Origin of the sequence: Bacillus sp. 16GRE42 (assembly GCF_019837435.1) — a bacterium.
GTDB classification, from domain to species: domain Bacteria; phylum Bacillota; class Bacilli; order Bacillales; family Bacillaceae_G; genus Bacillus_A; species Bacillus_A wiedmannii.
In genome coordinates this window covers 116,213-128,248 of sequence record NZ_JADAXF010000005.1, presented here as the reverse complement: position 1 = coordinate 128,248, position 12,036 = coordinate 116,213, and the positions used below count along the sequence as shown (strand labels likewise).

3 protein-coding genes and 5 pseudogenes are annotated in these 12,036 nt (G+C 33.8%); 5 read left to right on the top strand and 3 right to left on the bottom strand.

Annotated features, from left to right (window positions below; translation table 11 throughout):
* Together ILS93_RS23765 and ILS93_RS23760 are read right to left on the bottom strand one after the other, a co-directional pair.
* Positions 1-4,557 carry a non-ribosomal peptide synthetase gene (locus ILS93_RS23765; RefSeq protein ID WP_222661455.1) on the bottom strand — a complete coding sequence of 1,519 codons (4,557 nt, stop codon included), beginning with the start codon at positions 4,555-4,557 and terminating at the stop codon, positions 1-3.
* Positions 4,558-4,571: 14 nt separating this feature from the next.
* A complete protein-coding gene (locus tag ILS93_RS23760) occupies positions 4,572-5,825 on the bottom strand; it encodes an MFS transporter (RefSeq protein ID WP_088047353.1) in 1,254 nt (417 codons plus the stop codon).
* Between the two features lie 988 nt (positions 5,826-6,813).
* Here ILS93_RS23760 and ILS93_RS23755 point away from each other — a divergent pair.
* Positions 6,814-7,020: pseudogene (locus ILS93_RS23755) on the top strand (ABC transporter permease); the annotation flags it as partial.
* Between the two features lie 513 nt (positions 7,021-7,533).
* Here ILS93_RS23755 and ILS93_RS29140 read toward each other — a convergent pair.
* Positions 7,534-7,731 (bottom strand): annotated as a pseudogene (locus tag ILS93_RS29140) (hypothetical protein); the annotation flags it as partial.
* 336 nt (positions 7,732-8,067) lie between these two features.
* Between ILS93_RS29140 and ILS93_RS29000 the strand changes: the two are divergent.
* From ILS93_RS29000 to ILS93_RS23735, 4 genes and pseudogenes are all read left to right on the top strand, one after another.
* A pseudogene (locus ILS93_RS29000) lies at positions 8,068-8,411 on the top strand (group II intron reverse transcriptase/maturase); the annotation flags it as partial.
* Between the two features lie 137 nt (positions 8,412-8,548).
* Positions 8,549-8,890 (top strand): annotated as a pseudogene (locus tag ILS93_RS28825) (hypothetical protein).
* Positions 8,891-9,400: 510 nt separating this feature from the next.
* The gene (locus ILS93_RS23740; RefSeq protein ID WP_222661451.1) at positions 9,401-10,444 is read left to right on the top strand and encodes a Fic family protein; all 1,044 of its coding nucleotides are present in this window, start codon (positions 9,401-9,403) and stop codon (positions 10,442-10,444) included.
* A 133-nt stretch (positions 10,445-10,577) separates the two neighbouring features.
* Positions 10,578-11,204 (top strand): annotated as a pseudogene (locus tag ILS93_RS23735) (IS6 family transposase).
* Positions 11,205-12,036: the final 832 nt, after the last annotated feature.

The following is a 12,036-nucleotide window of genomic DNA, read 5'->3' as shown; positions in this document are numbered from 1 at the left end:
TTACACCCTCTTCTTTGTTAATTTAAGTAAGACTTTGCTCAAGCTTTCTTCCGTTAGATTCTCTGCATCAGCAAAATCTGATACCGTAAAAGCAGACTCTGTTGTTGGTTTATTTATAAGTTGGCGAAGATGCCTCAACATACCATCTGCTATTACTTGAATTTTTAATTTAGAAAACTGTTCTCTACTATACATCCAAATAAAATGTAACTTTTCATCTTTCACCATTCCGATAACATCAATTAGATGAGATGGCTTGGAATCTGGAGCATGATCTAATAATGTAAACCCTGCCTCTTGCATAAACAAAGATTCCTTTGAAAACACCTGATCAAATTGGCCCAAATAGTTAAAGCTTATTGAAGGCTTTTGCTGATAAAACGGAAGTATTTCTTTATTCAAGTAACGTAAAATACCATAGTCTACTCCGTGATTCGGAATTCGACGCAATTGTTCTTTGACAGCCTTTAAGCCTTCAATTGGTGTTTTAGTTCCTTGAAAATTTAGATGAACAGGATAAATACTCGTGAACCAGCCCACTGTCCGTGATAAATCAATACCTTCAATCATCTCTTCTCTCCCGTGTCCTTCTAGATGAATAGAAACCGTTTGCTGATTTGTACAATCGACGATAGCTTGTCCTAATGCCGCCAATAGTACCTCATTAATCCTTGTCTTATGAGTGACTGGAACTTCGTGTAACAATGCTTGTGTTTCTTCTACCCCTAAAGTCCTCGTCACTTGATCAATCGATTCTTCTGTTGTTTCTTGTATTGGATAGTCCATTGGAATTGTCATCGTTTCTTTTTCTACTTGTTCATTCCAATAATCCTGCACTTCTTTTGAAATACCCGAATCACTGTATGTCTGGAGTCGTTCAGACCATTCTTTAAAAGATGTACTTTTCGCAGGTAAGCGAATTCCTTGACCTTGTTTCATCTGGTTATATACCACCTGTAAATCTTCCAATAGAATTCTCCACGATACTCCATCTACTACTAAATGATGAATCACCCAGAATATTCGATCATTTCCAGTCAAGTTATCCTCAAAGTAAACTACTCTCATTAACGGACCAGTAACTAAATTGAAACTAGCTTGATTAATGTTCATCTCTTCTTGTATTATTTTATTCCACTCTTTTTCATTAACTTTGTTCCGTTTTACAACATGGAGTACTGAAAGCTCATCTGTCCCTTCATTTCTCTGCCTCCATGTTCCGTTTGGTAACTGCTCGTACCGAAAACGTAAAGCATCATGATGTTTGATTAAATTTAATATTGCTCCCTCTAGTAACTTCACATCCAATCTCTCTTTTACTCTTAAAAGCATTGATTGATTCCAATGCTCTGGATGTGGATGTTCTTGCTCGAAGAACCAGTACTGAATTGGAGTAAAAAGCACATCTCCTGTCACAATCCCCTGCTCCGCTTGTACTCCCTGCGTTTCTATAGCCACTTGTGCCAGCTCGGCAATAGTTGGGCATTCAAACATTTGCTTCGGAGTAAGTTTTAACCCCACTTGACTTGTTTGAGATATGATTTGAATACTGAGAATCGAGTCGCCACCAATTTCAAAGAAATTATCATAGATTCCCACCTTTTTAATACCTAATACTTGCTTCCAAATGGTAGCCAGTATCTGTTCATTACTATTCCGAGGGCCAATACATTCACTATTAATCTGCTTTTCCTCCGGCATAGGTAAGGCCTCACGATCAACTTTTCCGTTAGCTGTAAGTGGAATGGCTTCCATCATCACATATCCCGAAGGTACCATATAGCTCGGTAGTTTCGCTTTAAGATACTCTCTCCACGCACCGACATTTCCATCTCCTACAACATAAGCTACTAATCGTTTATCACCCGGTTGATCTTCTCTTACAATTACAACTGCCTCTTTTATAGATGCATATGCATTTAAAGTAGACTCAATCTCCCCAATCTCAATTCGGAAACCACGTATTTTAACCTGATGATCAATTCTTCCACGATAATCCAGATTCCCATCTGGCAAATACCTCGCTAAGTCTCCTGTCCGGTATAATCTAGCTTTCGGATCACTACTAAATGGATGAGTTATAAAGCGCTCTGCTGTTAATTCAGGTCTATTTAAATACCCACGTGCAAGCCCTGCCCCGCCAATATAAAGCTCACCATCTACACCTATAGGAACAGGTTGTTGATAAGCATCTAATATATACACTTCTAAATCTGGAATCCGTTTTCCGATATTACTTCTCGAAGCATGATGTACATCATCTAGAGTAATTGGATAATATGTAACATGAACTGTAGTTTCTGTAATTCCATACATGTTAATTAGCTGTGGTTCTTTATCCCCATATCTTTGAAACCACGGTAACAAGCTAATGGGTTCTAACGCTTCTCCGCCAAATATCACATAACGCAGCTGCAAGTTTTTATTCTTATCTTCGTGTTCACACACTCGTATTAATTGTCGAAATGCGGAAGGTGTCTGATTTAGAACTGTGACTTCTTCCTCCACCAATAATTGATAAAAATCTTTTGGCGATCGACTAATCCAGTACGGAACAACAACTAATTTTCCACCATATAATAATGCTCCCCAAATTTCCCATACTGAGAAATCAAATGCATAAGAATGAAAAAGCGTCCAAGTATCTTTTTCATTAAACTGATACCAACAATCCGTCGATTTAAATAACCGAATGACATTGTGATGCTCTATCATAACGCCCTTTGGATTCCCTGTTGATCCCGAAGTATAGATTACGTAAGCTAGATTTTGGGAATTCACATCAGAAACCGGCAAGGTCTTACTTTCTTTCCCAATCTCTTCTTGATCACGATTCAGGCAAATCGATTCAACATTTTCTGGTAACCATTTCAATTCTTTTAAACTTTCTTGCGTTACGAATATCTGAATGCTAGCATCCTCTAAAATATATTGAAGTCGCTGCTCTGGATATGTTGGATCAAGCGGAACATAAGCCCCACCAGCCTTCAAAATCCCTAAAATACCTACAATCATTTCGAGAGAACGTTCAACACACAGTCCAACTAAAGTATCAGGTCCTATTCCCTTTTTCTGCAGATAATGAGCTAACTGATTTGCACGTTCATTAAGTTGCCTATAAGTAACTTTTTCTTTTTCATACGTAACTGCAATAGCGTTTGGATAAATCATTGCTTGTCGTTCGAACAATTCATGAAGAGTTTCCCGAGGTGGGAAATCCAGCTTAGGATTGTTGAACTCAACTAAACTTTTTCTTTTATCTTCATCAGAAATAATTTCGATTTCAGCTACCTTCTGCTTTGGGTTTTCAAAAGTGTTTTCCATTATCGCTAACATAACGTTAAAAAAGCGTTTTATCTCTTCCTTAGAAAATAGCTCCTCACGATAATCAATATGTACATGCAAAGAGTCTATATCAATTAGATTTTCAATATGCACTGCAAAATCTTGTACTTCTTCACGGTTTGCAATCCATAGTGAGTCACCACTTTCATCACGATCCCTATAATCAATCGTAGTTCCGAAAAGTCTCACATTGCTGTTATTCTCTTTATTAATCTGCTTTAATAATAAATCAAATGGATATTTCTGATGTCTTAATGATTTACTTTGTTTTCTGGACACCCTACCAATAAATGAAAGCACTTCTTCTTCTGGATCAATATCCATTCTTAAAGGAACTGTACTCACCATCATTCCAATCAATTTTCGTTCCATTTTAGTCATACGGTTGCCGTAAGCCATTCCTAATGCAATATCAAGCGATGAAGTCCACCGATACATGGACAACGAGAAAGCAGCGACAAAAAGAGTATATAAACTAAATTTGTAATTTCCGGAAAACAATTCTATTTTTCTCTTCAAATGCTCCGATAATATAAACGTTTCGCGTGATGCTTTGGTACTAACTTGGTACGTATTATAGGGCTTCAATCCGGTCACAGATGGAAGTGTTTTAAATTCCTCTAACCAGAATTTTTGATCTTTTTGAAAGCGACTACTATTCAAGTATGTTTGTTCATTAGCCAGAAATTGAACATATGAATTTTTAATTTCGCCTTCCTCAGTCTCGTTATGCATTTCATAATAATATTTTGCAATCTGCTCAGTAAATATTTGAATTGATAAACCATCCATGATAATATGATGAACATTTCCAAAGACTGCACATTCATTATCGTTTAATTTTATTAAGGCGAAATAGTATAAATCCGAATTAAATAATGTAAACGTTTCTTTTGTTTTCTGCTCAATCCATTCCTCAAGTAAATCTGAATTCTCCACATTACTGAAATCGAAAAACTCAAATTCTTGTTCTTCATGTTTAATAAAATATTGTTTAGGTTCCTGAAGCCCATTTTCTTTTAATCTAATGCATAGACCGTCATTTTCACTGATAACACGATTCACAACTTGGTTTAATTTTGAATAATTCATTTTTCGATGAAGTTTAAATAAAAATCTTAAATTACATATCCCTTTATCAGAATGAATAACTTCTGTATACCATATTCTTCGCTGCGGGTGACTTAATGGATAACTTTCCTCATTGGTCATAAAAAATCTTCCCTTCAAAAATTATTTGCTCTTATAGGTTCGTGTTTATGTTTAGCCCATAAATATTTCTGCAGTGAAACTCCAATTACTCCAATGACAACAAGCCCAATCCCGCCATAAACATAGAGTTGAGTTACTCCAAACAAATGCACTAATGGGCCACTCATAGCAGGAGAAATAATTAGAACTGCGTTTGTTAAACTGCTTTGAATACCAAATACTCTTCCTACTTGATCTTGATCAGATTCTATTTGTAAAATGACTTGATTAGATACAAGCATCAGCCCACTTCCAATACCAGCGATAAAACTAATCAGATAGGCCAAAACGAAGACCGTACCGGGCGTTATCAAACCAATCCCTCCAAAACCAATTCCCATTAAAACCATGCCTCCACATACTACCCAACCATATTGAAATTGTTTTAATTTCTGAGTTAGTAATGCACCAAGTATTCCGCCAAGACCAATAATAGAAATGATATATCCCATTTTACTTTTATCATGTGGGAATAAGCTCTTAAATAAAGTCGGGAATTGTGAGTCTACTAATTGTAATACTGCCATGGCTATTGTAACGAAAATCATAGTTGATAATATTATCCGATTAGATAACACATAGCCCCACCCTTGTACCCAAGCAGCCCAAGTGCTTTGCTTTTGCTTTTCAACAAGTTCTTTTGATATAGTTTCTTTGAATTTTATTGTGGGTATCAGAACTAAAGTAGCTAATAAACAACTTATAGCTCTTATAATTAGGCAGAACTCTGGCTGAAACCAGCTCAGCAACATGCCCCCTATAAGTGGGCCTACTATCTTGGTACCCTGCTCTACTATTCCGTTGATACTTACTGCTTTAGTAAGCAAATCTGGGGATACAATTTGTCTTGTTAGTGTTTGTTGTGCAGGATAATAGAAAACAATAAAAATGGAACGAATCATTAATGCCACTAAGAGCCAGTGGATATTTTGTACAAATAAAAGAGCAATTGTTATTAAACCAACCATCAAATTACAGAACATCATAATTGGAATTTTTCGAAAACGATCTGCAATAACACCTGCCCATGAGCCAAAAATAATTCCAGGAAGTGCATATGCAACAGGGATCAATCCAATCATAGTAGGATCTACTTCCCATTCAAACCCAACTATAGTCATAATCGCTAACATATCAATAAAAACACCAAGCATAAGCAATGAATAGGCAGAAAAAACTTGTAAATAAACCCTATTTCCTAATAGGCCTTGTGAATCGGTAGTTTTCATAAAATGTGCTCCTTAAATTTACTAAAACGGATGTTTTCGTGTACACAATACCTCTTTTTTGCATATAATTTATAACTCTACATATATCCATCCGAAATTTAATAGTATTCAAACTTCAATAACTATAAAATTTAATATCATTGGTATAATTTATGCATTCAAATATATTTATTTTCAGTTTTTATACATTCACTTCTGACTCTAAATAATCTTTTTCACCTATAAACGTGGACAAATTAAATGATTTCTAGTTATATCGTCATTACAACCACAGTAAAAAAAGATAATATTTCATTAATTTATCTGAAAAACTTTCTTTGATTTTCATATTCTACAAGCTAAAACTCTACTCAATGAAAATAATCCATTAATAGCTATCTAACCCTAAAATTCACAATAGTTAAACCATCCAAATTACACCCCCCTTTTCAGAATTGTCTTTTTTTTCTATTTAAAATACTATCACACAAATTTTCTAGCTACTATCTTCATAAAGTTGAAATAATCAAATCGGAAAATTCAGATAAAAACAAGGTAAATTTGCAATTATCTTACTCAATATTATTTTCACAAAAGCTATTGAGTTCTAACAAATGGTAAATTCCTCTTTTTCCACATGTATGTTAATCATAGAAATTGCTTCTTTTCCTTAAAAAACTCTCGTTACTGGTTTATTTTTCATAAATAGGTCATACCTATTTCTCCTTCCATGCCTCTTTAAATTTTTTATCATACGCAATGAAAATCTCCCCCTCCTCATTTATTGTTAATGTGTTAAAAACTGCTCTTTGATACTAAGTGTTTTTCTGTCACATACGGTAGTGTCAAAATGTCATGATTTTTATGACATAGCTATTAATCCAGCAGGATCCCACTCAAATTTTATTATTCTTTATAAATATGACAGAAGTTCACTATCGACTATGACTCGCCGCTTGCTACACTCTGTTCATACGCTAACGGGCCGCTAACTCGTTGTGCTTATAAAAATGTGGCTAAAAAACTTACAAAGATAATTCCAAATGATTATACAAACGCATATCGACCTTTTATATTTGATTCCCCGTTATTAAAATGGTTAGAAAGTAAACAAGTGAATGCGATACTATCTATTCTTAGTGTACTAGTAGGAGTTGTATTATTTATATTTACAATTAGTTTCTTATACTTCCATTTATTTACAGTTTTAGTTAGAAGAAGTTATTTGCGTCAAATAATTCATTCCATACATTAAAGTGGAAAATGAGAGAAATGCTAATGGTATTCCGTATATATACCTCTTACTTAAAGTCACTTTTTTAGTGAGCTAATTAAATTCTTTGTTTTACTAATGGAGTAGCACCACATCTTTATCAAGCTAAGAAAATAAAATTCTTTTTAAAATGAAAGAATACGCTATTCTTTCTGCAGAATCAGAGGAAGGGATAACGTATTTTTTGCTTTATGGATAGTGTAACGTCTTAGCTTGATAGCGATGTGGCGGTACCCCATCGCTATCAAGCTAAGGTTTTATGCTGCCCCCTATACAATAATTTTTTACATTTTTACTCTAGGGATGTCAATTTTACCATTTTTGGGGTATTTATTTTTACTAGCTTGATGGACATGTGGGCAAAGCTCTCTTTAAAAAAAACTGTAGGAATCAAAAAGAACAGGGCTATTTATGCCCAGTTCTTTTTGATTTTGATTTCTCAATTTAATTATCTTATTTTACATCCTCTTTAGAGGTTGCTGGTACTGCATCTTTAGGTGCATTAAAGTCTTGTGAGAAAGAAGTTGTTCCATCTGCACTCATTGAAATTGAATTACCTTCATTTGACTTTAGGTTATCCATTCTTGCATCTTCTTTTACATCACCTTTAGGAGTTGCTGGTACTGCGTTTTTTGAAATTTCACTTCCATCAATTTCTTTATACGTTATATTTCCATCTTTATCTGCAACAGTAACTTTTATTTTTTCATCCGTTTTTACATCTTCTGTACCTACTACACCACCCGCAAATAATCCTGTACTTAAAAGTGTTGCTGCTAATAATGTTTTTTTTTCATTACCTCCTTGTTTTGTTTGAGCATGCATTTAGCATAAAACAAGAATCTATAGTTGATATGGACTGTATTTGGAGATTATGTAGAGAAAAATAAGTGGTTTCTCGGTGCGTAGGCAAGGACATATTATTAAAATCTTTTTTAAGTTAAGAGCGTAATGGGGATTCCACCACATCGTTATCAACTTAAGAAATTAAATGTACCTCGAATCTCCCTATACGTAGCTCAAAAAGGCAGATGTAGTGTAACTGCGGAGAAACTTCTATCCTGTGGGACATCCATTGTTGTCACAAGCAATTATGGAATGAAACAAAGGACGATAGCTGCAAAAACCTTACAATTGTTAAATCGAGTATTTACAGACTAATTCAGGCAACCAAAGTTGAAATCATTAACCAACTACTCTTTGAGCTACAACTTAACGAGGAACAGTTAAACAAACTCAACAAATTGCGAAAACTAGTTAAAAACGAGGAAATCTGTATGAAATCACAAACTGAAGTGGAAACAAATAACGAAAAACTAGCGTTGTTTACTTAGAACTTATCATTATTGGGTGAGAAGAAAACTACAATATAGATGGAGCGCGGTATGCCATGAAAGTGGCACGTACTGTGCGGATCGGGGGAAAAGTTAGAAATAACCTCACAGACTTACCTATCGACAATCATGCAGTTATGCAAGAGCAAAATTACTGGAAAGGTCAAAAACATAAGCTTCGAAAAGAAAATAAAAAGTTATTTATTTCATTAGAACCACATTTGTTCGAAAGACTGGAAGAGTTCGCATTGTATAACGAAAATCTAAATCAAACCGCATCGGAGTTAGTAATAGAGGGCTTAGACTATATCTATAAAGAGGGTCTACCTGTAATGTAATCTCATGCTTTTCAGCATTTTGTAAAAATTGAAATATCACCATTTCAACAAAAACTCTTACAACAATTAGCGCTCAAACGAGGATGTTCAACAAGAAAAATGGCATATCCAGTATTAAAATTCATGTTACAGACAAAGTAAAAGAATCCAACGTTTAACGAAGGATTCTTTTACCTGGTGTTCGTTGACAAATAGCTTCACCAAAGGAATTGAGTCTAGCCACTCAATTCCTTTTTTATGTTATAAAAAAGTGTTTAATTTGTCAAAAAGCATTTGCTATAGAATAACAAATGCTTTTTGTTGAACTTGAATTGATCACTTTCAGAAAGTATTTATATTGTTTGCCTTTTTCTCTTGAAAAATTGTACCCTCAATCACTAATCTTACTATAAAATATAGAAAATGTAGCGTTTTAATATAGAAAAACTTATTGGTTTTATATGGATTTTTTCTTTATAATAATGAAAGGTAGTTCCCGATTATAGATAGGCTCGCATGCTTTTCTTGTATGAGAGCCTATCTATATAAAAAGATTGGATATTTATGAGTTTTGCAACACCCTCAGTAGTAATATCGTAAAAATTTATTGTAAAATATTTTTAGAGTAGATTAATTTATGTAGCAACACTTAATAATCAATGGAGGTATTAAATGAGAGATTTTTTTGAGGATAAATACTTAGATATAGAGCTACAAAGAGAACTGGTAAGTTTAATAAGTGAAATTAGTGAATACAAAGGAAAAATATCCGCTTATCAAGACAGAAACCCTGATATATTCAATAATTTGGAGAAAACTATCCCCCTTCATTACATAAAAAACTTTAATACTGTTTTTATGGATATAAAAGTTCCGAATAAAAGGTTAAAAGAACTGATTTTGAACGAAATGTTACCCAAAACAATAGAAGAAGATGCCGTATATTGTTATTATCAAGCAATGTCTCTTGTGCAAAAAAAGTTCCATAATCTACCCGTTGACTCAGAGACAATACAAGAATTACATTTTCAATTAATACATTATATTACTTCTGACTGTGCAATGTGGCGTAAAAAACAATTTATTGTCCCAGGTGTTCCTGAATATGGGATGCATTCCAGTAGCTATCGTCCAGTAGCTCGGGAACTTATCCCCCAATCTGTAAAACAATTATGTGAGCAATATAATACATTAGTGAAGAATAAGGAGTTTCATTCACTTATATTAATAGCTCAATTTATATTGAATTTTTATTGTATTCTCCCTTTTGACCAGGGAAATCGAAGACTCGCATTCATATTGATACAATTACTATTAATGAAGAGTGAACATACATTTATAAAGTATGTATGTTTAGATAAATATATAAAGAAACATGAATCAAAATACTATGATTCAATCTTTAAATCTTCAGTTAATTGGTACTGTCGTGGGCATAATATCAGTTTTTGGATAAAAATATTCTTAACAATTATATTAGAAGCATATCAGGATTTACATCTAATAGTTCAAGATTCTATATGTAGGGATACTAAAATTGAGCGAATTAAAAATTATATAATTAGGCAAAAAAAAACTTTTACTAAAGAAAATATTCGTGACGTTTATCCAGATATTGCCGAAAGTACAATCAGTAAAGCATTAGCTTCCTTCCAGTCTCTTGGTCTTATAAAGCTAGCTTCACGAGGAAGAAATGCTCAATGGACACGGGTTTAATTCCTTTTTTTACGATTATTAAAAATTTATCGGCCAAAGAAAAATGTAATTCATTTATGACCATATAGTTCAAAGGAGGCTTAAATCCTGAGTAATAGATTACTTTCAGAAAAGAAAATGAGAAAAATCACAGATAGGATATTTGAAAGGTAATACAATTCAAGAAAGATAATTTTGTGATAGCCGTTGGCTATTACTTTTGTTTTTTTAGTTATCGAGGTGTATCTGAGGTCCTCGAATAATCTGAAAATTTCATATTCTCCCAAAAACGATTATGCGTTGGGGCCATGAATATGGTAATTTGATCTATCAAATCTGGAAGAAGAAAAATAGAAAGGTTCAATCATTCTAGAAATTAGATGCGATTTATATAAAAGTGAAAGGAAAATGTTGTTATTTATATCGTAAAATCTTTAATAATGGATGTAAATTGGATATTCAACTTCAAAAAACTAGAGATCATCAGACAGCCTATGCCTTTATGAAAAGATTGGTGAAGGCTTTTGGAGAGCCAACGGTTCTCAAAACAGACAAGGCCCCAGCACTACTTTGCACATTTAACAAATTAAAAGTACAAGGTTTTTATAAACAACTCATTGTACAGTCAAACATTTGAACAATCTCGTCGAACAAGACTATAGACATGTAAAAGATGTTGAAACCGTTCATGCTCTATATACACGAAAACGAAGTTTGCAACAACCAAACTTCGTTTTTTTCGACGTATAATGAACTATATCAATTACTAACGATTGTTTGAACTACTCACCACTTAACGTCCTTACGGACTTTTTGAAGTGGGAGATTCCTGCGAACACCGATGTATCCACCGGTTATCTTAGCAGGCTCTACCCGTAGTCCCTACGGTGAGAACACAAATATCTTGTACGTTGACGCACCACACTCCCTACTTTAGCTTGGTTTTCGCAACTTCGGCAAGAATGGGGCGATAGAACGTTGAAGATTTTACGGTTGGAACGATTTTCTGCAACCAACCTCATATCTTCAGTTTTCGAAGAGCAATCTGTACAAGTAAATGATAGCAAACATGTTGGCTTATGCCAACCGACATTCATCTCCCACCTAAAATTGGTGTTTCACACCTTCACATTTTTGAGGAAGGAGTCTTCTGTCGGAAAACGATAAAAAAGAAGAATCCAATTTAGGTTCTTCTTCCATACAAAAGCAGACTATTTACTGAATATTGACTATTTCATTCCCCATCTTTCGTTTCCTGGATTGCTTCAATTACATTGTATGGTTCTGGTGCAAAAATTTTAATAGATGTGTAAGTAATCTCTAAAACTTCAACATACTGATCCTATTACTCAAAAAAGATATTTGATTGGTCTGGAAAAGAAACGCGCATTCAAATATATGCATTATCAGCTGATAATATTTTGTTAACGATACAATCCCAATTTTCACAATTTGGTAAAGATGATGAAGAAACGGTTTTATCCATTTCTAATGCAACACTTCCATTAGGATTATATACGCTTTATTCTCTTTTATTTTTATTGTTTATTTACAAATTGATAAAAATTTTGGCGTATTGTTTTTTTTTTAGTTTCTTAAATTATTTTCATTCT